Source organism: Geomicrobium sp. JCM 19037 (assembly GCF_000698105.1).
Classification (GTDB): domain Bacteria; phylum Bacillota; class Bacilli; order Bacillales; family Marinococcaceae; genus Geomicrobium_A.
In genome coordinates this window covers 22,588-47,171 of the sequence record NZ_BAWZ01000006.1, presented here as the reverse complement: position 1 = coordinate 47,171, position 24,584 = coordinate 22,588, and the positions used below count along the sequence as shown (strand labels likewise).

The following is a 24,584-nucleotide window of genomic DNA, read 5'->3' as shown; positions in this document are numbered from 1 at the left end:
GTGACCAGATGCTTCTCGCTGCAAACCAAGACGTCCAATCTACATAACGCGTCGTCGTATAGTTGGATGATCCTCGAACGGTGAGCCAAATTCATCGCTCACATCTTGTGCTGTTTCAAACATCATCTCACCAAACTCTTGCCAAAGTGCGGATTCATCATAACCTGCATGAATGATGAACTCAAAGTCATAATCCTCACCTGATGCCTCAAGATCCTCACGAGCAGCAGCTTGTGCATCAGGAACGAGACGCTGGGGTCCATATCCTTCAGGTAAATGTTGCTGCTGACCAAATTCATTCAATCCGTATTGAAACTCTTTATGATCCATTGTATAGACTCCGAACGCATCGAGTTCAACACTCCATTTCCCATACGAGTTTTCACGCCAAAACTCATCTACGGTACGTCCATTATTTAAGTCTTGGGGTGTGTTCAAAAAGTCGACCCACCATTGCCCAAGCTCTTCTTCGGAAATCTCGCTTGCGCCAATAGGATTTCCAGCTGGGTCACTCCCTTGCTCGTTTGTCAAAATAAACTCTTGATCTGGAAAATCAACTAAAATTAAAGCGCCACGTATTTCTCGATCTGCTTCCACCTCAGGGTTATGCCAGTCAATGCCAGGGACTGGTTTATAATCATCCCACGTCATGTCTCTTGGTAACTGCCAGGACTCTTCGTCTGTTGGATTTGGAAATTCACTCAAACCTTCACTGGCCTGCACAAAATTCGGAACGTGTAAACTTACCACTAGTGCTGCAGAAACGATTATTTTCTTCAATATTGCCCCTCCTTTACTGTTTGAATAAAGCCCTGTGACATTGATTAATCACGAGGGCCAAATGAATGATAAGTGAAGTTAAATTAACGGTTATCGTCGCCCGTCGTTTGTGTTGCCACAAATGTCCATTCGAGTTGTAATGAATCTCCTTGGAACTGATTTAAATCTTCTTCTACATCTGATAAGAAATTAAATTGGACAACGAGGTCATGCGTTTCACCAACAGGTAGTCCTTGATCTCCTAATTCAGGATAGAAGATGTTTTCACTAATGGCTTCCGGTGACATGTCTTGTAGCTCGCTAAGTGTCGTTTGGTAGATCACTTCATCGAGATTGTCCACATTGTATAAAAATTCCACCTCAATAAAGTTTCCAAAATCATCTGTGTTGTTTCCTTGTGCATCAATCACGCGATAATCCGTCTCTAACGTGACGAGTCCAATGTCTAATGACCCATCATTGCCTAACTCAAAGTCTCGAATCATAGAATCTCCAGGCTTAATGTTATCCACATTAATCACTTCCGTAGGCTCTGCAGTTAAATCTAACGTACCCGCTGCAAACGTGTTGTTCGTTGTGACACTGTCGCTAAAAAATGCATACGTTCCACCACCGATTAGCGTCAACCCAAGAGCTGCAGTTGCAACTCCCATCCCAAGCTGTTTTTTTACCGTCATGATTGCTTCCTCCTAGAGATTTATTTATGTAACGTCTCATGTTCAGACGTAGACACCGAAGGGGTTACATCAGCATTACCTTTAGCCATCTGATCAACTTGATCTAACGCCTTAAAAATAATGATTATTGAGTAAATGACACATAGCACACCTGGAACAATCAACAACAGCACGGCTCCTAACTCAGATGTGGCAAACATAATGACAGAACCGATAAATGGAACCGTAAACCCAGTATATTTTCCGACAATATCTTCCGCCATCACTGGGGACGTATCTGGAGCATTGTTGTTATCCCCTTTTGTAATATAGCTTTGACCGTTATCAATGACTTCGTGAACACGGTGGGTGACAAGTACCCCCTCAGGCCCAAAAAATGTCACGACATCTCCTCTGTTAAAGTTCGTCGTTATTTCTTGTTGCTCAATGGCGATAATCGAACCGGTTTGGATGCCCGGCTCCATCGATCCAGACAAAACGGTCTTAATCTCATATCCGAATAGCGACGGTTCGCCTTCTGACGCATGTGAAGTAATGACCGTAAATAGTGTAGCGAGTAACAATACAAACATCATTCCTGTAATCAAACTGCTCGTCCACTTTCCAATACGTGCCAACACAAGCATCCCACCTATCCATTTATTTCACTTCTTCACCTTGAATTGAGAACTCAATCTCTACTTCAATTCGGTCTTCAAATGTTGCAAAAGTAGGAGAAAATAAAAGATAGAAAATAAAAAATAATATGTAAATAAATAAACTTAAAAAAATACATCCCTTTACAACAGAATTACTCTTACGCATGAACATCACTTGAATCACCACATTATCATTGATTACTTTACTAATTATTACTTTTTTTATCTTTTGGTAAACAGATCGTAACACTAATAACAAAATTTTAAAAATTAGGTATTTATTCTAAAACGAAAATCTCTCGTATGATTATTAAAAAACTGAACAAAATTCCCTATTGATGATTGATAGCCTGTCCTTAAAATAGGTTCTATTGTTTGATTGTTTAAGGTGTAAAAATAGATCATCTATACTTTTATTCAAATACACATATCAAGAGCATTCGCTTAACCCCGCTAACCCATTCGACTTCTATTCATTTTGATCGTCTTGACGAATCGATTGCTACAAAAAAGTAAATATGGCTTATAGTCTTAGATCTTGATAATTACGAACAAAATAATGATCTACCTTTCCTTTTATTTACTCTTCCTCTATGAAAGTGTATGATACAGCATTATATTCAGATAATTAAAAATCAATCATTTCTAAAGAAAGGAATGGGATCGGTGCATGCAAGAAACGATGGAGTTAGCGAACAGCACTGTACTTTGCTCATTGCATTTATCGTCGTCGCTCTCGTTATTTTTCAAGCAATCATGTTTTTACTCATATCCGTTCAAGCCGGTAAAGCCGTCGGGTTGCAATCCAAAGATATGCGAAGCGCAGCGAAGACTGGACTGATTAGCGGTGTAGGTCCATCACTTGGCATCGCAATTGTTGTCATTGCAATCATTACATTAATTGGGTCTCCACTTACACTGATGAGAATCGGAATTATTGGTTCGGAAGCGACTGAAACAGCTGCCGCTGGAATTGGCGCAAGTACGTATGGAGTACAATTAGGCGGCGAAAATTTTTCATATGAAGCGTTAACCTCTGTCGTCTGGACGATGTGTCTCGGTGGAACCGGTTGGCTCTTATTTACATTGCTATTTACGAAATCCTTAGGGAAAATTCAGGAGAAAGTTTCGAAGACAAGTACAAAAATGATGTCTCTCGTTTCTTTAGGAGCGTTGCTCGGTGTATTCGGCTTCTTGACAACAGAGGAAATGGTCCAGAGCATGAACCATGCGCTAACAGCACTCTCAGCAGCTGGAGCTATGGTCATCATCATGATCGTTGCCGATCGAGTTGGGAAACTGTGGTTGAAAGAATGGGCACTTGGTTTTTCGCTTATCATCGGAATGACCGTTGGTTATGTGACGACACTATTATAACGGAGGGGTATACGATGAAAGTTTTTCATAGCCGATCACATTTTTGGGGGCGTGTGACACTGCTTAGTATGATTATCGCGACATTTCTGGCACCTTTCTATCTATCATTCGTCGTCGGCGCACACCCTGGATGGGACGTTATCATCGCTGGAATTATTGGTTATGCAAGTTTCATTGGAATTATGTGGGCATTAGAGCCGATTACCTATTATCCAACACTCGGAGTATCTGGGACGTACCTTGCATTTATGCAAGGCAATATCGCGAATTTGTGCTTGCCTTGCTCCACAGCTGCACAAAGTGCAGTGAACGCTGAGACCGGGTCTGATAAGGCGGAAATTGCAGGTACAATCGGCATCGCCGTTGCTTGCCTTGTAAACATGTTCATCATCGCAACGACGGTTATTACTGGCTCTTTTCTTATTTCCATTTTGCCACCTGCTGTTGAGACGGCGTTCCTTTATGTTCTGCCTGCAATCTTCGGAGCCGTTCTTGGTCAATTTGCCTATAAACGACCGTTGTATGGTTTACTCGCACTGATTATTGGTGTGATCGTCTATTACTTACCGATCTTCGATTTGTTGAATATTCTCATCTCAGTACTCGTCACCGTTTTCTTTGTCATCTACCTAGAGAAAAGGAAAGACAAACGAGCAAACGATTCATCATTACAAATCTGATAATGAGATTTTGGAAATTGACTTGTCGAAATAGGTCTGGTCGGGATCGTTGGTGTGAACGAAAGTGCTACGCTTTTTAGTATCTTAGCGCTTTTACGTAGGCAGATTCGTAATGGCTATGGTAGGATTTTTTCATTTAGTAAGCCGATTTAACTAAAACCTTACCATTGTTTGCTCTATGGTGAGATTTTCAGTTTCTTTGGCAGGATTAGCAACACCCTGAGAGAAATCTAAATATAGGAGCTTCTATGGTAAGATTTCTTCTGAGATGAACGGTTTTGTGCGCGGAACAGGCAACCTAGTTCCAAAGCGCCACCGATTGGAATCAGATTCACTCATTGGTGACCGTTTTGCCTATTTCTAATTCCAATCGATCGGCATCTACATCCAAAAATCTTTTAATGGAATCAAATTCAGCACTTTAAATAAAATGCACGGCAATCTAGTTCCAAAGCGATGTTCATTGAGTCGTACGCCCTGCCCCGAACACCGTTTTTAAAACTGAAAATTCTGTCTGCGCAAATCGCGCCGAATCGAGACCGATTTCGGTTCGGCCCCACTGGGGCCGAACGGTTCCAAAATGTTAGGTTTAGTCCAATCTTCGCTCCAGGTGGAACAAACTGCGCGCAAGTTTTACGAAATAAGTGCTAAAATCGCCAAAGAAAGCAAACTTGATCGCAGAAAATGAAGACTTGCGCGCACAATGCGAACCACGCCCTGCACCACCCGGTATAAACGCCCTTATAGTGATTCCACTTTAGTCATAACGGTCCATTCGTATGAAATTACGATGGATTCTCTTCATGCTAGCATCCCATGAATTTCTTTCGTTTAACCTGCTAGGCTCGTTCAGGCACTGGATCCGCAGGAGTCACACCCATTCGTTCCCATCAGTCGGACTGGTCCACAATTTGAAGATGATGGCGGGCCGTTCCCTACAAAACGCTTCATACAAAAATCGGAGTACAGATCAAAAACGATCTGTACTCCGATTTTACTTTTGAGGCTTTTGAGACAGCCCCCTCGAATACATCTTAATCATCATCCATTGTTGAAAGATCACCGGTTGGTAAATCAAGCTCCCAAGCTTTCAAGACGCGGCGCATAATCTTTCCACTTCTTGTTTTTGGTAACTTATCACGAAATTCTATTTCGCGAGGTGCAGCGTGTGCGGCGAGACCTTTCTTTACGAAAACACGAATGTCTTCTTTCAATTCATCACTCACATCATAACCTGAGCGTAAGGCAACAAATGCTTTAATGATTTCTCCACGAACAGGATCTGGCTTTCCAATGACCCTGCTTCTGCGACGGCTGGATGTTCAACGAGTTTGCTTTCTACTTCAAACGGACCAACGCGTTCACCTGAAGTCATAATGACATCATCCACTCGGCCTTGGAACCAGAAGTATCCGTCTTCATCCATGTAAGCGGAATCTCCGGATACATACCATCCTTCAATTTCAAAGTAGCTTTCATACTTCTCTTCGTTTTTCCAAATCGAGCGCATCATCGAAGGCCAACCTTTTTCAATGGCCAAGTTGCCCATGCGATTCGGAGGCAATTCATTTCCTTGATCATCAATAATGGCTGCTTTCAAACCAGGGAATGGTTTACCCATTGAGCCTGGCTTGATCGTCATTGCTGGATAGTTGGCAATCATCATCCCACCCGTTTCTGTCATCCACCACGTATCATGGATGCGTAACTCAAACACTTCATCTCCCCAACGAACGACTTCGGCATTCAGTGGCTCACCTACACTCAAAATGTGTCGCAAGCTAGATAAATCAAATTTCTTTACAACATCTTCGCCAGCGCTCATCAGCATTCGAAATGCCGTCGGTGCGCTGTACCAAACGGTCACGTTGTACTTTTCAATCGTCCCGTACCAATCTTCTGGCTAAACCGACCACCTCGAACAACATTGGTGATTCCGTTTAACCACGGACCGAAGATGCCATATGAAGTACCTGTAACCCAGCCAGGATCTGCGGTACACCAGTATACATCATCTTCTTTTAGGTCGAGTACCATTTGGCCGTTTGATAGTGTTGCAGCATCGCCCCGTGAACGTGTAATACCCCTTTAGGCATGCCCGTAGACCCTGATGTGTAATGAAGAATCAAGCCATCTTCTTTATCTACCCAAGTGATTTCGAGCTCTTCACTAGCACGATCCATACTTTTCTTAAAATCAATGACCGCACCTTCTTCGCTCACATCGTCACCTTGCATAAATACGGTTTCTAATGCTGGTAGCTCATCAACAGGCACACGCTCAATTAGCTCCGGTGTTGTCACGATTGCTTTTGCGTCACTATTTTCCAACCGATCTCTAACCGCACCTTCCATAAATGCTTCAAACAAAGGTCCAATTATGGCCCCAACCTTAATGGCTCCAAGTGCGGCAAAATACAATTCTGGAGAACGAGACATGAAAATAAACACCCGGTCACCCTTTTGAATACCTGCTTCTTTAAACACATTCGCTGCCCGGTTTGTCATTCGTTTCATATCTTCAAATGTATACGACTCATCTCGTTTTGCATCGCTGTAAAAAAGTGCGATCTTATCTTTCGTTTTTGCATCTTCGGCATGGCGGTCAATCGCCTCATAAGCTAAATTAACATTTCCGGTCTTATGAAAAGAAAAGGCTTCTTCTGCTTTTGACCAATCAAATTCTCTTGCTGCGTCTTCATAGTTTTCTAGATTTGGATTGCCACCTTTAGGTGGAAGCGTTTGCAGTTCCATCAACGATCTCCCTTTCTATTGCTTAGTTTACTCCATGCCTTATTGCGATCATGACTCCCTCGAATCGTTACGAGTGGCATATGATGTGTTATATTATACGCACAATTCATACTTGAATCAATTTGAAACTGTTGAGAATTTGTCATATTTCTCTCATTACGGGTGTTGTTGACGAAAAAGTTTAAAAAAACTGCCTTTATTTTGAGTGGTTATCACCCATTTTTAACACGTAAATATAGTATACTGTTTGTAACGCTTACCCTAAAAGGTGATGGAATGAAGCACTCAAAAACCTACGACCGTGAAGAACTCATCGTTAACAACAAAACGATTTTGTTGGAAGGCCCCATTTCAAGCCAGGCCGTATTAGATTATCAGTTTCACCCTGGACTTGTTGCTTTCAGGCCGCCAGAAGACCAGCAAAAAGCACTTGCAAGCATCGCAGACCTACCGGAAGGAAGGATTATCGTCGCCGTCGATGACGGCATGGTTGTCGGGTATGTTACGTACGTATATCCAGACCCTCTTGAACGTTGGTCTGAAAGTCCACTTGATAATCTGTTAGAGCTCGGCGCTGTTGAAGTCGCTTACGAGTATCGCGGCGGCAAAGTTGGCAGTAAACTTATTCAATTGTCTATGAGAGACGATGCCATGGAAGATTACATCATTATTACGACCGAGTACTATTGGCATTGGGACTTAAAGTCAACTGGACTGTCTGTATGGGAATACCGAAAGCTAATGGAGAAAATGATGAACTCTGGTGGGTTATATTGGATGGCAACCGATGACCCTGAGATCAGTTCACACCCAGCAAACTGTTTAATGGTACGAATAGGCTCTCGCGTTCCTATGGAAGATGTGCAAGAATTTGATAACATCCGCTTTGTGAACCGGTTTATGTACTAATTGAGAAGTGAGGTGCAACAATGCTTGTAGAAGATATGATGAGAACAACCATCCATACACTCCATGCGAAAGATTCAATTGAACAGGCTGTCGAACTCATGGAATCCAAGCGCATTCGCCACATCCCGATTGTCGATGCTAACAAGGCTTTAATCGGCATCGTTTCAGATCGTGACATTCGTGATAGCAAGCATTCCATATTACAACAACAGCCGAGTGAAGACATATTATCAACGCCACTCGTACACATCATGAAACGGGATGTGTATACGGCACATCCCCTCGATTTTGTTGAAGACATTGCCTCGATGCTAAGTGAACAACAAATTAGTGCAGCGCCAGTAACCCTCGGCAACAAGCTCGTGGGTATGATCACAGGCAGAGACCTCCTCGATACACTCGTACGCCTAACAGGGGCAGACCAACCAAGCACCCAGTTAGAAATTAAAGTTTCTGATTTGAGCGGCAAGCTCGCAGAAGCTTCGGGCATATTTCATAAACATGGGGTGAACATTACGAGTGTCCTCGTATACCCTCATAAAGAAACTGCTGATAAAGTGCTGACATTTCGCATTCAAACGATGGATCCAAGACCTGCAATCCATGAGCTTCAAGAAAAAGGGTACGAGCTTATTAGCCGTCGGTACCAGGGTTTGAGCAATGAAAACATCACACGCGACGTTTGTATTAAACGAAAAACAGCTTCAATATAAGTTCAATGAGAATCACCCTTTTAGTCCATTACGATTAGAAATGACCGTCGACCTGCTTCGGTCACTAGACACATTGTCCATTGATCAAATTGTCCATCCAGCTAGCGCAACAGACGAAGATTTGCTCTTGTTTCATGATCCAGACTTTGTAGAAGCAGTCACACTAGCCGGACACGGGAAAATGTCGGATGGTTCTCTTAACAAGTACGGTCTTGGCACAGAAGATACACCGGTTTTCTACAATATGCACGAAGCTTCAGCGCAACTCGTCGGCGGTACCATCCAAGCCGCAAAAGAGGTCATGGAAGGACGGACATTGCACGCTGCTCACCTCGGTGGAGGTTTACACCATGGATTCCGGGGCAAAGCGTCTGGGTTTTGTGTGTATAATGATACAGCCATTGCGATTCATTACATTCGCAAACATTATGATGCGCGGGTTTTGTATATTGATACCGATGCTCATCACGGTGACGGCGTACAGTGGGCATTTTATGATGATCCTAATGTGATGACCGTGTCCATTCATGAAACCGGAAGGTATCTGTTTCCAGGAACTGGGGCAATAACCGAAAAAGGCAACGGGTACGGATATGGATATTCCTTAAACATTCCTTTGGACGCCTTTACAGAAGACGAATCATTTCTTCATTGTTATGAAACCGCTGTCTCAGAAGCATGTGCTTTTTTTAAACCTGACGTCATCTTGACACAAAATGGCGCTGATGCGCATCACTTTGATCCACTTACCCATTTATCAACAACGATGAGAACATTTCACGAAATTCCTAAGCTCGCCCACCGTCTTGCTCATGAATATTGCGAAGGTCGCTGGGTTGCTGTTGGTGGGGGCGGATATGATTGGTTTCGTGTCGTTCCTCTCGCTTGGTCACTTGTTTGGCTCGAAATGAACGAGCGGATGGACGTCGTGAATGAACCGATCCCGAGCAAGTGGCGCGATCACTGGAAACAGGCCGCCAAAAGCTATACATTACCTTCTACGTGGTTGGAAAGAGAAGTGGATCACCCTCATATTCCTAGAAGAGAAGCTATTAATGAAAAGAATGGCAATACTTTGGAAAAAGCACTCTATTATATACGAGAAAACACATGAAGCACTTCGGCTCATGTGTTTTCTGTTCCTTCTTCATCAAATTCAGGGTCAGAGATCATTACGACAACTCGTCGATTCTCTTGCATGTTCTCACGGGAATCATTCGGTACCATCGGTCTCGTATCTGCATATCCTTTGGCCAAGAAACGATCTTCCTGAAGGGAGTCCCCACCATCAATTAAGTAGCGGATGACACTACTCGCTCGCGCTGCAGATAGTTCCCAATTCGATGGATAGCGATACGTTTGGATTGGGCGGTGGTCTGTGTGTCCTTCGACTTCGATTTGGTGATCAGGAATGCCTTCAAGAATCATCGCCATCTCATCCAAAAACGGCTCAGCATCTTCAAGAATATACGCTTCACCCGTATTAAAAAGCAACTGCTCTTGAAGAACAAGAACGATTCCTTGTTCCTCTCTCGTCGCTGTAATCATATCCTCAAGATCGTGATCAATGAGGTACTGATCAATATATTCTTTCACTTCCGTAAGAGGATCTGTATCTTCGTCTACATCTTGATCATCGGCAGGATCGAAATTCTCTAATTCATAATCGGTCACTGACGAAAGGTCATCGAGAATGTTGTTGCCTTGCAAAGAGTCCGTCAATGCTTGGAACCTCTGAGCATCCACGACTGAGATGGAAAACAACATGATGAAAAACACGAGAATGATGAGTACATATCCGTAAAGGTCACTAGCCAACTTTTGGATTGATCCGTCGTCGATTTACTTCTACGCCTCATTTGCTATCGCTCCGGCGTCTTTCAGTTTCTCCACTCGCTGCTTTTCTTTCCTTACAAATGCTTGTAGCTTTTCTTCAAGAATCTTAGGATTTTGTCCTGATTGTACACCGATAACACCTTCGATAATAATCTCTTTTTCAAAAACTTCTAATTCTGTTTTCATTTCCAATTTGCTTGCAATTGGATTGAAGAAAAGGTTCGCAGCAAGTGATCCGTATAATGTCGTGAGCATCGCTAGGGCCATGCTCGGGCCAAGAGCCGCAGGGTCATCCATATCATTAAGCATGATGACAAGCGCTACAATCGTTCCGACCATCCCCCATGCAGGTGCATACTCTCCTGCTTTTTCTAGAATTCGACGACCTCTTCGGTGCCGCTCTTCCATAGAGATTACCTCTGCCATCATGATGTCTTGGATGATCTCTGGTTCAATGCCGTCAACCGCTAGGCTTACACCCTTTCTAATAAATGGGTGATCGACTTCATTATCCATATGTATGTCCAGAGCAAGTAGCCCTTCTCGCCTTGCCTTTGTTGAAAGATCGACAAACGTTTCGTTTAGTTCATGCAACTCCATCTCTTCTCGTCGAAACCCTTGCCGCATTATGGCAGGTAATCGTTTCAACTCCTGCCAAGAAAAATTGACGAGTAATGCGGCCATGATTCCTCCAAAGACGATAAATACGGAGGCCAACTGTATAAAGAGTACGACACCACTCAAACCGGTGATGGTGTAAATCGCCATCGTTACAACCAACAAACCGATGAGTATTCCAATTGGCGTTAATATGTCTACCTTCTTCATATAAGAAAAGCCCCCTATTTATGTCCGTTTTATTTCGTCGAATTCCGGTATTCTAAACTGTGCGGTAAGACGACAATCTCTTCGGCCACGTCTTCTTTATTCATAAATTTCGTGAGCAGACGCATGGAGACAGCGCCAATATCATACATCGGTTGAACAACCGTTGTAAGCGTCGGTCTGACCATCGTGCTAGACGCGTATTATCAAACCCAACTACTTCTACATCATCCGGAACGCTTAGCCCACGATCTTGTAAACCATGGATAACTCCTAGAGCCATTTCATCGGTTGCTGAGAAAATCGCTGTTGGCTTGTCCCCTTCATCTAAGAGCTGGCTGACTGCTTCCATCGCTGAATCATACGTATAATCAGCGATCGCAATGAGGACTCATCAAACGTTTGTCCTCCTGACGCCAACGCATCTTTGTAGCCTTTAAACTTCTGATAGCCGTTCACAGGGTCTTCAAGAGAGCCCGATACCATCCCGATGCGAGTGTGACCTTTTTCAATTAGCATGGAAATGGCGTCATGTGCTGCTTGTTTATAATCAATGTTTACTGACGGAAAGTCGCCGTCCTCATGATACGTAGCCGCAAGTACTACAGGTACGTGTGAACGGTTCAAGTGTTCGGCGTGTTCAGGTGTAACTTCGCCACCCATAAATAAGATGCCATCAACTTGCTTCTCTAGCAACGTATTCACAAGATGAATCTCTTTTTCTTTGTTATTATCCGAATTACATAAAATGATGTTATATTTATACATCGTGGCAATATCTTCAATTCCTCTTGCCAACTCAGAAAAGAAGATGCTCGAAATATCCGGAATAATGACACCAACGGTCGTTGTTCTTTTACTAGCTAACCCTCTAGCAACTGCATTCGGGCGGTATTCTAATTTCTCTATTGCATCTAAAACTTTCTTTCTTGTTGCTGGCTTCACATTTGGATTTCCATTTACTACACGTGACACAGTAGCCATGGAGACCCCTGCTTCAGCTGCAACATCATAAATTGTTGTACTCACGGAAAGACCTCCTCTATTCGCTTTCATGACGTTTTCATAGGCTATTGCTATCATACGATAACTGCTGGAGGTCTGCAATTGCTTCTTCCTTTATATCGACACGAAAAATCATATGTTTAATCCTGATTTGTATGCAGACCTGTGCTTATTGTTTCCGATACGCCTTATTTGCAAACCTTTTTCCTTGAAAAGCACGTCCATGACGCTTAAATTCACCGATATTTTGACAATTTTATTTCCCTCTGTTTGTTTTTCAGTAAAACAAGTATTTTTCTATATCGTTTCTGATATGATAGAGAATGTGATTGATTAACAAAAGAGGTGATTTCCATTCCACCGGTTGTACTGTTTACTGTTTTTAATCCACTTATTACATTTCTCATTGGTTTTGTCGTCGGAAACTCCTTAAACAATCGAAACATAAAATGGATTGTCGGTGTTGTTATTTTTACACTGTTTCACTTGTTTATTGTTTTTATTAACGGCATGTCCTTTGGAAATGTAAGTACATGGATCTACTTAATTCTGTATATCATTACTGGAATTGTCGGCATCTTCATGGCCGCTTATCGTAAGAAGAATTATTCATAAAAAAAGTGCAAGTGCTCACAAACCGAGCACTTGCACTTTTTATTAGCGGGTTGCTGCTTTGTTTATATCATTTAAAAGGTTGGAGCTTCTTAGAGTCCCAACAAACTCATTGAATGTGGGTATATCCATCTGCTGTGCAGAATCAGACAATGCGACAGCCGGGTCTGGGTGTACTTCCGCCATAACTGCATCTGCACCAATTGCGAGCGCGGCTTTCGCTGTTGGAAGGAGCAGATCTCTTCTCCCTGTTGAATGAGTCACATCTGCAAGCACTGGCAAGTGAGTTTCTTGCTTAAGGATTGGAATTGCTGAAATGTCTAGCGTATTTCTCGTCGCGGTTTCATATGTGCGGATGCCTCGCTCACAGAGCATCAAGTTCGTGTTTCCTCTTGAAAGCACGTATTCCGCCGCATGTATGAATTCTGAGATTGTCGCGGATAATCCACGCTTTAGTAAGACTGGCTTGTTCGTCATTCCAACTTCTTTTAGCAATTCAAAGTTATGCATGTTCCGTGCACCAATCTGAATGACATCAACATAGTCGAGTGACGTCTCCACATCTTTTGGTGTGACAATTTCACTAATCACGGCCATGTCAAATTCATCGCCCGCCTTTTTAAGGATCTTCAATCCTTCAAGGCCAAGCCCTTGGAAGTCATATGGGGATGTTCTCGGTTTGAACGCTCCTCCTCGTAACAAACGTACACCTTGGTCTTTTAACGCTCTTGCGACAGTAAACACTTGCTCTTCACTCTCAACAGAACACGGTCCGGCAATCAGTTTTTGGACACCGTCGCCAATCGCAATATCTTTCGCGTGAACAACTGTATTATTCGGCTGGCGCTTTCTTGATACGAGCAACGATTTCTGCTCATCTTCACCCATCAGCTCAAGACTTGCTTTGAACACTTGCTTGAAAAGGTGCTGAAGCGTCGCCGTTTGGAATGGCCCTGAGTTTTCTTCTGAGATTAGGTCAAGCATCTTCCGCTCACGAATCGGATCAAACCGTTTCGTCCCTGACTTGCTTTTCACTTCACCAATTTGTTTAACAATCGCTCCACGCTCATTCAATAACTTCAGGAGCTCCATGTTTTTCGCATCGAGGTCTGATCTTAGCTGTTCCAGTTCTTCGTTACTCATATGATCCTCTCCTATTTCTATATTCAACTTTTATAATGAATTAGAGTCATTATAACTGATGGTTCACCAGTTGTCACGAACTTTTTCTTTGTTGATTAAACGCTTTTAAGCACTAAAGTGAAATTGCACATACTTCTTCCTCCAAACAATATGCAGATACGAGTAGTTTCGTGCTCTTACGCCTTCCACTACGGACAAATAAACGGGCATAGGGAGGCATTCCCTATACCCGTTTATTTAATTGACAGCCTCTTCAAGACTCGTCTTCGTAATGTTGTTATGGGACTTGAACCACTCTGCACTTTCTTTATTAATCAAAAGTGCTTGAGAGATTCATGCTTTACTCGCCACTCTTTCGCAACGTAGTTCGAAAGCTCCCGTGACTCTTGGACATTCAAATACAAAATTGGCACTGTGCTATTCTCTTGATCAAATGCTCGAAGTTCTTCAAAAGCAGCTGAACTGATCGGGCATGTTGTACTATTTTTAAACAGCAAAACACGATCATTTGATTCAAGTGCATCTACGATTTGTTGTTCTTCATGAATCTGTTGCATGTCGAACTCCTAACTAAAGAAATGATTTAGTTTTTCACTTTGTCTTTAAGGTTAGCCACTTCTTCTTTAACGGAATCTTCGATTTCTTCCCCAGAATTCTTTAGTTCTTGAGATAGATCATCGGCAAGCTCTTCAGCAGATTTCTTCGCTGCACTTGCATCGTCTTTCAACTGACCCGTTGCATCTTTGATCTTATCAACCACTTGTGAAGATTGATCAGAAACGCTTTTTGCCACGTTTTTCGTGTTATCAATGGCAGTGTTCGCAATGTCGCTTCCTTTTTCATATGCAGCATTTGTGAACTCGTATGTTTTATCTTTTGCCGTTGCCGCACCTTCAGTAATGTCTTCACGAAGTTCTTTTCCTGATTTAGGTGCGAACAACAATGCTGCTGACGCTCCTACAATTCCACCAATCAATGTTCCAATAAGAAAATCTTTTGTATTCATATCACTCATGTTCATTTCCTCCTAAATTAGTATTCTTTGCTCATGTGTTCCCTGAATGTTTACGGTTTTGCCATTTGGAATACAAATCCATTGCGGCATTGCCCCATTGCATAAATTGAGTTACTTGTGGTGCGCTTTTCTCAGCTTCATGTGACGCTTTCTTCGTAATCGTTTGAAGTGATTCATTTAATCGTTCTGAGATTTTCCCTACCTCATCAGCGGTATGAAACAACCCATCCAATGACTCTGCCTTTCCTTCTAAATCTTCAGCAAGACGGTTGGATGTTTTCATTAAGTGATCAACTTCTGTCATAATTCCTTGCAGCTGTTGTTCGGCCGCACTGGTTGTTTTGCCTAATTGCTCAACCACCCCCTGAACGGACTTAAGTGTTTGAATAAGGTAAAAGATAAGAACAACGATTGCCACGGCTACAATCACAACACTTATGTAAACTGCAGTCACCCACACTCACCTCCTATAACAATCATTTCCCACGAATAGATACTTTCAAACGCAAACTTCTTCTCTTTAGAAACCGAGTTTGTCCATATTTTACATAAAATAAACAGTGATGTAAAAGAGGCAGCCACTAATGACTGCCTATATAAAACTGATTATGGTTTTGGAAATTCTCGTTCGTATGCTTTTTGATATTTCGATACATCCCCTGCTCCCATAAAGAGAATCACGCTGTTTTCGTGATCGTTCAAAGGAGAAATATCTTTTTCTGAAAGTAACACTGACCCATCAACTCGCTGTTGCAAATCTTCTACGGTTAATGTTCCTTGTTTTTCCCGAGTTGAACCGAAAATATCACACAAATACACGGAATCAGCTTGAGAAAGGGCATCTGCAAACTCTTGGAGAAAAGCAAACGTACGTGTGAACGTGTGCGGCTGGAAGACAGCAACAACCTCTCGATTCGGATATTTCGCTTTCGCAGATGCAATTGTCGCTTTGATCTCGGTTGGATGATGCGCATAATCATCGATGAGCGTTTGCGTTCCCCACTCTTTTTCGGTGAATCTTCGCTTCACACCAGGGAACGTCGCCAAGCGCTCTTTCATTACACTCGCCGGCACTTCTTCATAATGGCATAACGCAATGACTGCAAGTGCGTTTAATACGTGATGGTTACCGTAGCCTGGAATACTGAATCGTTCATAGTAATCACCTCGGATGGTCACATCGAAGTGCGTGCCCGATTCGTCTGTTGTTATATTTTCGGCATTGAAGTCATGTTTTCCTTCTATCCCGTAATAAACAATCGGTACGGGGGCGTTTAGCGTTTGCAAGTATTCATCGTCACCACATGCAATAATTGCTTTGTTTACTTGGGACGCCATCTCATCAAATGCACTTACGACGTCTTCAATATTTTTGAAGTAATCGGGATGATCAAAATCGATATTGATCATCAAGCAATAATCAGGGTGGTAATTCAAGAAATGTCGGCGATATTCGCAAGCTTCAAACACAAAGAACGTACTGTCTTTTTCCCCTTTGCCTGTGCCATCTCCAATTAGATAAGATGTCGGGCGATAAGCACCGAGAACATGTGACAACAAACCTGTCGTTGTTGTTTTCCCGTGGGCCCCTGACACCGCAATAGATGTAAATTGCGAGGCAAATTCCCCAAGAAACGTCGGATAGCGATGCACATCAAGACCACGATCAGTTGCGGCTTGTATCTCTTCATTATCTGCGTTATATGCCGCTGATGCGACAATTTTATGATCGGGGGAAACATTGTCTTTTTCAAAAGATAAAATGGGAATTCCGCGCTCTTCAAGCGGATGTTGCGTGAAAAAATATTGGTCCACATCAGAACCTTGCACATCTTCATCCATGTCGTGCAGGATTTGTGCAAGCGCGCTCATGCCAGATCCCTTTATACCGATAAAATGGTAACTTGTCATGACTCCGGACCTCCAAACTTGACCCATCCCCAGCCAGAGTGAGTAGATGATTCTATCCAATCATTTATTCATCATGGTTTCTTTCGCGCATATATTATAGCAAAAACAATCTCAAGAACAAAATATACCTCAAGTAGGAATCGTCGCTCTGCAACATCCGTGAATTATTGACTATCTTATGTAGCAGACACGAATTGGAGATTGGTCACTTCAGGATTTATTCAATTCGTTCCAATCTCGAGTTCTCCCGTAACTTCCTTCCAGCCTTTGCTTCATGATGTCCATTTAGCAAAACATTGTCACCCGTAAAGCCGATATTTTTAGAGAGCAGACTGCGTCCAACTCCGTACATATCCACAGGTACACCCGCCTTTTCATACGCCTCGATTCTCTCTGCTGTAAATCCACCACTTACAGATATACGAACATGCTGGAATCCTTCATTGTCCAATGCTTCTCGAAGTGCGATAACGAGCGGGGCGTTCACACCCGTTGGATCAAAGTCGCCCATCTTTTCTGGATTTCGACAAAAGAATTGATCGACCATTGAATTGGATGTGTCGATCCGAACGGCATTCAGGTCATCACCGAACTCCCGGGCCACCCGAAGTGCGTCGGTAATCGCATCATTGTTGTAATCCACAAGCGCCATCAGTTGATCATCAGGAAACATTTCCCGATACGCATGACTTGCAGCAACAAGATCACCATTAAACAACTGGATAAGAGCATGAGGCATCGTTCCCATGCCTTCTTTGCCCCACCATTCATTCATGGCATGGGTTGCTTGTGCTTTCGAACCCCCGATAAACGCCGCATATCCATCCCCAGCTTGTTGTGTGAATGATCATCGCGGTCCCCCATAAAAATGACCGGCTTTTGCTCTCCAGAAGACCGCGCCGCTCTCACGACTTCATACACATTTGTTGCAACCGATGTTCGACGGGAAAAAATCCCATCAATCACCCCTTCTAAAAAGCCAAAGTCATGATAACGGCCTTTAATGGTCATGACTGTTTCAAACGGCTCAATCTTATCACCGTCTTTTAATGAATGGATCTCAAGCTCATCTGGGTTGTCTGCAAACGTTTGAACGAGTGCAATCGCTTCATCGGTTCCGCAGAGCACCGCGTGACTCTTCTGGAAAAATTGCATCGTCACAATATGATCGGGTTTATATTTACGAACAATTTCTCTCGTCTTTAAAAAATAGACTGCTGAAAACCAACCATCGCCAACACGTTCGTCAAACTTAAATGTTCGATTTGTTAATCGTTTGATTTGACCTTGTAGTTTTAATTCAATTTCCTTCATTGTCACGTTTCGTCTCCTTGCACAAAAATAACAGAAATGAATTACATGTATGTTTCATGATAGTAGATTGTGCCTTTTTTCACAAGAGAAGCACCAGATTGAAAAAATCTCTACCATTACGCTCCATAAATTTCTTCTAATGATTCTTCTGAAACGAGTACGTGTCGTGGCTTCGTTCCAACGGCTTCAGATACAATGCCACGCTCTTCCAACATATCCATTAATCGTGCCGCACGGTTGTACCCAATATGGTAGCGGCGCTGAATCATTGATGTGGATGCACTTCCTTGATGAACGACAAAGTAACTCACTTCTTCTAAAAGTTCATCCGAGCTATGGTGAGCCGGTTCTTGTTTCACGAGCTCTTCCTTATTAAACAAATACTCAGGTTTTGCTCGATCTTTCCAGTAGCTGTAACGCGTTCGATTTCCTCATCTGCAACATATGTGCCTTGCAGGCGAACGAAACGCGATGCGCCGTTTTCACTGAACAGCATATCCCCCCGACCGATTAACCGTTCTGCACCACCAGCGTCTAGAATCGTTCTGGAATCCGCCATGGAAGAAACGGCAAAAGCGGCACGTGTCGGGATATTCGCTTTAATTAACCCCGTAATAACGTCGACGGACGGGCGCTGGGTAGCAACGAGTAAATGAATACCACAAGCTCTTGCTTTTTGGGCAATCCGGCAAATGCTCTCCTCTACATCTTGGGGAGCAATCATCATTAAATCGGCAAGCTCATCGATAACGATGACGAGATACGGCAAGTGCTCCTCCTTATCTTCTTTTCGATTGTATCCTTTAATATCACGAACGCCAGCGCTCGCAAATAATTGATAACGCCTTTCCATCTCTTGAACACTCCACTTGAGCGTCATCGTTGCCTCTTTCGGATCCGTGACAACCGGGGCCGCCAAGTGAGGAATATTTTCGTAGAAAGCGAGTTCAACGACTTTCGGATCAATTAACAATAGCTTCACTTCATCAGGTGAAGATTTGTATAACAAACTGAGTAAAATTGAGTTAATGCACACACTTTTGCCAGAGCCTGTAGAACCGGCAATTAATCCATGTGGCATCGCATTTAAATCAATGACGGACGGATGACCAGTAATATCAAGCCCGAGAGCAACAGCGAGCGGACTCGGATGTTGGCGAAATTCATCTGTTTCAAGAATTTCACGTAAGACGACAGGGGAACGATTTTGCTTTGGAACCTCAATACCGATGGCGTTTTTCCCAGGAATCGGTGCTTCCATTCTAAGATCAATCGCTGCCATCGCTAGTTTCAAGTCATCGGTCAAATTCGTCACTTTATTCACTTTTACGCCTGGGGCAGGTTGTACTTCAAACCGAACGACAGACGGACCTTCGGTCACATCCGTTACACGGGCATCGACGTGAAAGTGTTTCAACGTTGCTTCGAGCTGTTCTCGTTGAGCTGCTAGGTCATTCTCACTTCCTTCGAGACGCAGCGCAGGTTCACTTAATAATTCAACAGGAGGAAGTGTTACATCTCTAGGTTCAGTCGTTGCAGCCGGTTGGTGAACGGCTTGGTCCTCAACAGGCTTCTCCTTCATCGCTTCTTTTTTTCGTTCGTACGCCGGGCGGTTCATTTGCCGAGCACGATCAGCGGGGGTCATCATCACATTATATGGAACGAGGGAAGACGGTTTTTTCGACTCGGTCCGCTTGGCAAACGAGCGTCTTTTCTTCGAATGTTCTTGTCGCTTCATCTCTTCTTGATCTTCTTCAGCACGGTCAAGGGCTGCTGTTGCAGCGACTTCTTCTTGCCCGCGACCTTCCTCTCGTGCGACCGGCTCCATTGGTTGTAACGAGTCCTCTTCAAGTGAGGTGGGTTCTGTGACTACTGGCTCGGTCGCTTCCTCTGCATTTTCATCGCCAAATGGTTGCTCAATACTCGCACCTTCGTCCATCGTTTCATCGACTTCCTGCTGTACGGGGGGTGTATCTTCCATTTGCATTGCTGGTGGAGGAACGTCTCCTGCCAGTTTTTGTGAAAGATTGCTGAGCGTGAGTTCCTCTGACGGCTCGGGCGGCTCGCTTTTGTATGTCCGATCTCTCGTAAACCCATACACCGGTGATGGAATGTTTTGCACAGAAAAATGCGGATTGTTGAAGTATTGTTTTTTCGGCACTTCCTTTTGTTCGTTCTGCTCTTTACGCCTCGTCGTTTCTCGTTCTTTTCGATGTTGCTTTTTCTCAGGCGCTCACGCCGCTGCATTCGGGTTGGCGTCTCTTTTTTAACGTGCCGCTCATCCATGTCCACCGGAAAGCGGAATTCTCCATTTTTCGGGTATTTATGAATGACCTTCGCCTTCGTCTCCTGCACATCCTTGTTGTTCATCGGCTTACGTACAGCAGCCTGACGAGTGGGGGGTGTTCGATCCTCTTGCTTTTGCAATCGATCGTCATTGCCGAAAAAGTATTGATTCATTTTATTTAAAATGCTGCCGAATTTTTTCTTTTGGCATCATTATTCACCTGCTATCTATCAAATTATGGATCAAGTTCCATTTTACAGAAGCAAATCGGTTCCGAACACCTCCAAATGAAAGATTTATCGAAGACTGAATAAAAAAGTGAGTGAAAGTCATTCCTATGTGATCACCTTAGATAAAATGGCGATCTCCTTGCTCATTTACCGATACTAACAACCCCTTACGAGAGGGTTGGCGTATGATTATAATCTCAATTGAATGAAAAGAATCCTCTCTGGGTCCGATGACGTGGACGGTCCTTTACGATAAACGCCGACATAATCTCGCCTTACGTCATGCCGTGATCATGCAATCACTCTTTCGAGCTTATTTAACGGCCACTTTAAAGCAACATTCGCCTAGGCGTGAAAATTGCCGAAAAAAACACTCCAAACGGTACCGTTTGGAGTGTCGTACGATTCGTATTCAAACATTGTGCTCAAGCTTAAACATTTTGATGATATTTCGCCAAAAAGTCTTCACCAATCTCGTACTCATCGGATAAGACGAGAATACCTGGCTCTTCTTGAGGCATCGGTATGGCAAGCTCTTTAATTGAGCAGATCATACCATTTGACGGTTCTCCACGAAGTTTTGACGGGCGGATCTTCATGCCACTCGGCATGTATGCACCTGGAAGCGCAACGACGACTCGCTGTCCTTCGTCAACATTTTTAGCGCCACATACGATTTGAAGCTGTTCATGACCGACATTCACTTGGCATACGTTCAGTTTATCGGCGTTAGGGTGACGATCAATCTCATCCACATGCCCTACGACGAAAGAAGATGACGTGGGTGCACGAAATTCATGGTCCCAATCATTCTCCTTAAAGATACGGTTCATTAGCTCGATCAGCTCATCATCAACGGAGAGCATCCCTGTCTTTTTATATCCACCATATTGATTGACGTTAAATAAGTGGTAGCCGACGGTTTCGCCGCTCTCAACATGAAATAAGCGCGCAATGTCTCCTTTACGCTCAACTTCACGTTGCTCCATTGCAATCTCTTTTAGCGTGACGAGCAGAACATCTCCCATGCCCTTCTCATTATAAAATACGTTCATCATGAACTCCTTTAGTCACCTTTTGGTTTTTTACGTGCCAATATAAAGATCGGCTCCAACACACCATCCCGATACGCAAAAGGAAGTGCTGTCACCGGTACTCTTCCATCATTAAAAAATTGAAACGTCATCTGCCCGAGTACGTCATAGCCTTGATCATTCTGTATGTCTCCAGCAATTAACACATCTTGATGTGGAACACTAAAAACGGCTTCTCCTGTCATTTCACTCGCTATCTGTTTTAGCCATGCCTCATTAAGGATTCGGCTCGCATCATACCCATCATTCGTATTCATGAAATAAAAGCGATTGCCTGCGACTTCATCCACTTTCACACTCGTTGGCAAAGCGCGAAGGTTAAACGTTGCCGCTTCTTTTATTTCTTGCTTTTGAATGGCTTGTTCCTCAAGGAGACCGTCATCGATAAGCGCATACGTATTGCCTTGGTCAAGTGCGTAATAGACTCTTGTTTCCGCTGTGTGGTCATCGTAGACGAGCGTCTTACCTTCTTTCGTTTCTACTGGAAAAGACGTGGAGCGAATGACTGGATAGATTGATTGTAACTGCCTCTGAGCTCCTTTTTCTTCTCCATAGCTTGAAATGAAGTTTCCACAAAGTTGAACGTCTCTTCGAGTCCCGAAACGCCTTTTTGGTTAAATTTCGTTTCAAGACGAGCGAGATCGAGGTTTAGGCCTGAATCTAAACGTGGATGAGTGATGCGCATCTGTTCGTTTTCCTCATCGACAGACACATCAAATGTCTCAAAGCGGTTTTTTAGTTGTTTGATCAATTTCGACTGAGCGTTTGACATCGGTATTCCTCCTGCTTTTACTTCTCCAAATAACCGTCGATAAAGTTTGTCACTTCTTCTTCGGTTTTACGGTTTTTATCCACAAACCGATCGACTTCTTTTCCGTGTTTAAACCCGATAAAGCTCGGAATTCCAAAGATATCATATTGCTGACACACGTCAATTAATGCGTCTCGGTCGGCATGAATAAAGTCAATTTCGGGATAGTCCGCTTCAATCCGAGGCAATGCGGGCTCAATGACATGGCAATCCGGACACCAATCCGCACTAAACATCACGATCACTCGTTCTCCTTGAATCGCTTGTTCAAACGTTTCTTTCTGATCGACTTTTCTCATAGTATTGCCTCCTTAATGGCTTTCATTCGATTGTTGGATGATCGTTTATTTCTTTTAAAAGTCGGGGATATAGTATAACATGTAAGCCGATGATTATAGACAAGAGGTGAATTGCAATGGAACTAAATGTATACCTAGCCGGTCAGATTCATGATGACTGGCGTGAACAAGTGAAGAAAAAGGCAATCGAAAAGAATCTTCCGCTCACATTCTTTGAACCGATGACCCACCACGATCGCTCCGATAACATCGGAGAAGAAATTCTCGGTGAGCAGCCAAACCCTGTGTTAAAAGATGAAGCCGCATCAGCAGTAAATAACTTGCGTACGAGAGTTCTCTTAAACAAGTCTGACGTTGTCATTGCCTTGTTTGGTGAAGACTATAAACAATGGAATGCTGCGATGGACGTCGGACAAGCTGCCGCCATGAATCTGCCTGTCATTCTTGTCCGACCAGAGTCTTTGCACCATCCATCAAAAGAGATGGCAAATCAATCGCAACTCGTTGTTGAGACGATCGATCAAGCATTGCAAGCGTTGACTTATATTTTTGAAACGGAATAGTTATACATTTGAGCGGATGGTCTTCACTGTGGAGCGATCCGCTTTTCTTACGAGCGTAGTAATGAGTGCCTTCGCGGCTTCATAATCTTTCACGTTTAAGATTGATGCACCCGTATGAATGTAGCGTGAACATACCCCAACAACGGCTGACGGTACACCTTCATTTGACGTATGCACTTTCCCGGCGTCCGTCCCACCTGGAGAAATAAAGTACTGATATGGGATGCTTTCAGTTTCTGCCGTATCTAAAATCCACTCGCGCATCCCTCGGTGTGTAATCATCGTTCGGTCATAGATCCGGAGCAGCGCTCCCTCACCTAATTTACCGAACTGATCTTTCTTTCCGGATGTATCGTTGGCAGGGCTTGCATCTAACGCAAAAAAGAGGTCAGGTTGAATCATATTTGCAGCAGTCTCTGCCCCTCGGAGTCCCACTTCTTCTTGAACGGTTGCACCAGAATATAACGTATTTGGCAACGACTCGTTTTGCACTTCTTTCATCAATTCGAGAGCCAAACCAACACCGTAGCGATTATCCCATGCTTTTGCCATAATTTTATTCGGGTTTGCCATCGGCGTAAATTCACAAACAGGTACGATTGCTTGTCCTGGACGAACCCCAATCTGTTTGGCGTCGTCACGGTCATCTGCACCAATATCAATGTACATTTCTTTAATTGGCATCGGTTTGTTTCGCGTTTGGTCATCAAGAAGGTGTGGAGGTGTTGAACCGATCACACCAGGAATCGGTCCGTTGTCTGTCATGACTTGTACTTGTTGTGCGAGCAATACTTGGCTCCACCATCCACCAAGCGTTTGAAAGCGAATGAGGCCATTTTCTGAGATCGAAGTCACCATAAAACCTACTTCATCCATGTGGCCCGCGACCATTACTTTCGGAGCGTCTTTCTCTCCATTTTTCACGCCAAAAACGCTTCCCAGTTTATCCTGAATGACGTCATCTGCGTATTTAGACAGTTCCGTTTTCATGTAATTTCTAATGTCATGCTCAAAGCCTGGAGGGCCTGCCATCTCAGTCAAAGTTTTAAACATCTGTTTCGTCTCATTATTCATTTTTTTCAGCCGGTCATCGAATGATCCGACCTTCACAT

Annotated in this window: 22 protein-coding genes and 4 pseudogenes; 7 read left to right on the top strand and 19 right to left on the bottom strand. The window is 43.5% G+C overall.

Annotation, left to right across the window (positions count from 1 at the left end):
• Positions 1-39: 39 nt before the first annotated feature.
• The 3 genes from JCM19037_RS24915 to sipW form a co-directional block, all read right to left on the bottom strand.
• Positions 40-780, bottom strand: coding sequence for a hypothetical protein (locus JCM19037_RS24915; protein ID WP_152548946.1), 741 nt, complete (start codon positions 778-780; stop codon positions 40-42).
• Between the two features lie 83 nt (positions 781-863).
• A complete protein-coding gene (locus tag JCM19037_RS04975) occupies positions 864-1,457 on the bottom strand; it encodes a CalY family protein (protein WP_042398495.1) in 594 nt (197 codons plus the stop codon).
• Positions 1,458-1,477: 20 nt separating this feature from the next.
• Positions 1,478-2,077: a signal peptidase I SipW gene (gene sipW, locus JCM19037_RS04970; protein ID WP_373900392.1), complete on the bottom strand. Its 600-nt coding sequence runs from the start codon at positions 2,075-2,077 to the stop codon at positions 1,478-1,480.
• Positions 2,078-2,761: 684 nt separating this feature from the next.
• On the opposite strand from sipW, the gene JCM19037_RS04965 reads away from it, so the two are divergent.
• Complete coding sequence (locus tag JCM19037_RS04965) at positions 2,762-3,472, top strand: DUF5058 family protein (RefSeq protein ID WP_042398489.1); 711 nt, start codon at positions 2,762-2,764, stop codon at positions 3,470-3,472.
• A 14-nt stretch (positions 3,473-3,486) separates the two neighbouring features.
• On the top strand, positions 3,487-4,152 hold the full coding sequence (locus JCM19037_RS04960) for a hypothetical protein (RefSeq protein WP_042398487.1): 666 nt from the start codon (positions 3,487-3,489) through the stop codon (positions 4,150-4,152).
• 1,034 nt (positions 4,153-5,186) lie between these two features.
• On the opposite strand, the pseudogene acsA reads toward JCM19037_RS04960, so the two are convergent.
• A pseudogene (acsA, locus tag JCM19037_RS04955) lies at positions 5,187-6,905 on the bottom strand (acetate--CoA ligase).
• Between the two features lie 276 nt (positions 6,906-7,181).
• Between acsA and JCM19037_RS04950 the strand changes: the two are divergent.
• The 3 genes from JCM19037_RS04950 to JCM19037_RS04940 are packed head-to-tail and all read left to right on the top strand — an operon-like array spanning position 7,182 to position 9,641.
• Positions 7,182-7,814: a GNAT family N-acetyltransferase gene (locus JCM19037_RS04950; RefSeq protein ID WP_042398485.1), complete on the top strand. Its 633-nt coding sequence runs from the start codon at positions 7,182-7,184 to the stop codon at positions 7,812-7,814.
• A 20-nt stretch (positions 7,815-7,834) separates the two neighbouring features.
• Positions 7,835-8,527 (top strand): acetoin utilization AcuB family protein, encoded by a 693-nt coding sequence (locus JCM19037_RS04945; RefSeq protein ID WP_042398484.1) that lies wholly within the window; start codon positions 7,835-7,837, stop codon positions 8,525-8,527.
• Positions 8,475-9,641 carry an acetoin utilization protein AcuC gene (locus JCM19037_RS04940; protein WP_042398481.1) on the top strand — a complete coding sequence of 389 codons (1,167 nt, stop codon included), beginning with the start codon at positions 8,475-8,477 and terminating at the stop codon, positions 9,639-9,641. Before JCM19037_RS04945 ends, JCM19037_RS04940 begins: the two co-directional genes overlap by 53 nt.
• A gap of 11 nt (positions 9,642-9,652) precedes the next feature.
• On the opposite strand, the gene motS is transcribed toward JCM19037_RS04940, so the two are convergent.
• The 3 genes and pseudogenes from motS to ccpA all read right to left on the bottom strand — a co-directional run bounded on the left by motS (position 9,653) and on the right by ccpA (position 12,217).
• Positions 9,653-10,345, bottom strand: a complete 693-nt coding sequence (gene motS / locus JCM19037_RS04935) for a flagellar motor protein MotS (RefSeq protein ID WP_238544552.1) — start codon at positions 10,343-10,345, stop codon at positions 9,653-9,655.
• A 30-nt stretch (positions 10,346-10,375) separates the two neighbouring features.
• Entirely contained in the window at positions 10,376-11,191 is an 816-nt protein-coding gene (motP, locus tag JCM19037_RS04930; RefSeq protein WP_042398478.1) for a flagellar motor protein MotP, read from the bottom strand.
• A gap of 29 nt (positions 11,192-11,220) precedes the next feature.
• Positions 11,221-12,217 (bottom strand): annotated as a pseudogene (gene ccpA, locus JCM19037_RS04925) (catabolite control protein A).
• 321 nt (positions 12,218-12,538) lie between these two features.
• Here ccpA and JCM19037_RS04920 point away from each other — a divergent pair.
• A complete protein-coding gene (locus tag JCM19037_RS04920; RefSeq protein ID WP_042398475.1) occupies positions 12,539-12,808 on the top strand; it encodes a hypothetical protein in 270 nt (89 codons plus the stop codon).
• Positions 12,809-12,850: 42 nt separating this feature from the next.
• On the opposite strand, the gene JCM19037_RS04915 is transcribed toward JCM19037_RS04920, so the two are convergent.
• The 11 genes and pseudogenes from JCM19037_RS04915 to JCM19037_RS04870 all read right to left on the bottom strand — a co-directional run bounded on the left by JCM19037_RS04915 (position 12,851) and on the right by JCM19037_RS04870 (position 22,909).
• Positions 12,851-13,948: a bifunctional 3-deoxy-7-phosphoheptulonate synthase/chorismate mutase gene (locus tag JCM19037_RS04915; protein WP_042398472.1), complete on the bottom strand. Its 1,098-nt coding sequence runs from the start codon at positions 13,946-13,948 to the stop codon at positions 12,851-12,853.
• 314 nt (positions 13,949-14,262) lie between these two features.
• Positions 14,263-14,505, bottom strand: coding sequence for a monothiol bacilliredoxin BrxC family protein (locus JCM19037_RS04910; protein WP_052363561.1), 243 nt, complete (start codon positions 14,503-14,505; stop codon positions 14,263-14,265).
• 26 nt (positions 14,506-14,531) lie between these two features.
• Positions 14,532-14,963 carry a YtxH domain-containing protein gene (locus JCM19037_RS04905; protein ID WP_052363560.1) on the bottom strand — a complete coding sequence of 144 codons (432 nt, stop codon included), beginning with the start codon at positions 14,961-14,963 and terminating at the stop codon, positions 14,532-14,534.
• 31 nt (positions 14,964-14,994) lie between these two features.
• Positions 14,995-15,417: a DUF948 domain-containing protein gene (locus JCM19037_RS04900; RefSeq protein ID WP_042398467.1), complete on the bottom strand. Its 423-nt coding sequence runs from the start codon at positions 15,415-15,417 to the stop codon at positions 14,995-14,997.
• 152 nt (positions 15,418-15,569) lie between these two features.
• Positions 15,570-16,874 (bottom strand): UDP-N-acetylmuramate--L-alanine ligase, encoded by a 1,305-nt coding sequence (gene murC, locus JCM19037_RS04895; protein ID WP_042398464.1) that lies wholly within the window; start codon positions 16,872-16,874, stop codon positions 15,570-15,572.
• A gap of 217 nt (positions 16,875-17,091) precedes the next feature.
• Positions 17,092-18,188, bottom strand: a pseudogene (locus JCM19037_RS04890) (nicotinate phosphoribosyltransferase).
• Between the two features lie 116 nt (positions 18,189-18,304).
• A complete protein-coding gene (locus tag JCM19037_RS29150; RefSeq protein ID WP_052363559.1) occupies positions 18,305-18,547 on the bottom strand; it encodes a DNA translocase FtsK in 243 nt (80 codons plus the stop codon).
• Positions 18,544-20,349 (bottom strand): DNA translocase FtsK, encoded by a 1,806-nt coding sequence (locus tag JCM19037_RS29145; protein WP_052363558.1) that lies wholly within the window; start codon positions 20,347-20,349, stop codon positions 18,544-18,546. The genes JCM19037_RS29150 and JCM19037_RS29145 overlap by 4 nt, the downstream gene beginning before the upstream one ends.
• Positions 20,350-21,136: 787 nt before the next feature.
• Positions 21,137-21,760, bottom strand: coding sequence for a YtpR family tRNA-binding protein (gene ytpR, locus JCM19037_RS04880; protein WP_042398462.1), 624 nt, complete (start codon positions 21,758-21,760; stop codon positions 21,137-21,139).
• Between the two features lie 11 nt (positions 21,761-21,771).
• Positions 21,772-22,571, bottom strand: a pseudogene (locus JCM19037_RS24000) (DUF1444 family protein).
• Positions 22,572-22,588: 17 nt separating this feature from the next.
• Positions 22,589-22,909, bottom strand: a complete 321-nt coding sequence (locus JCM19037_RS04870; RefSeq protein WP_042398459.1) for a thioredoxin family protein — start codon at positions 22,907-22,909, stop codon at positions 22,589-22,591.
• A 116-nt stretch (positions 22,910-23,025) separates the two neighbouring features.
• Here JCM19037_RS04870 and JCM19037_RS04865 point away from each other — a divergent pair, with 116 nt between their 5' ends.
• Positions 23,026-23,472 carry a YtoQ family protein gene (locus JCM19037_RS04865; RefSeq protein WP_042398455.1) on the top strand — a complete coding sequence of 149 codons (447 nt, stop codon included), beginning with the start codon at positions 23,026-23,028 and terminating at the stop codon, positions 23,470-23,472.
• Here the strand turns inward: JCM19037_RS04865 and JCM19037_RS04860 are convergent, their stop codons facing one another.
• Positions 23,473-24,546 (bottom strand): M42 family metallopeptidase, encoded by a 1,074-nt coding sequence (locus JCM19037_RS04860; protein WP_042398660.1) that lies wholly within the window; start codon positions 24,544-24,546, stop codon positions 23,473-23,475. It lies immediately after the preceding gene.
• Between the last annotated feature and the right edge of the window lie 38 nt (positions 24,547-24,584).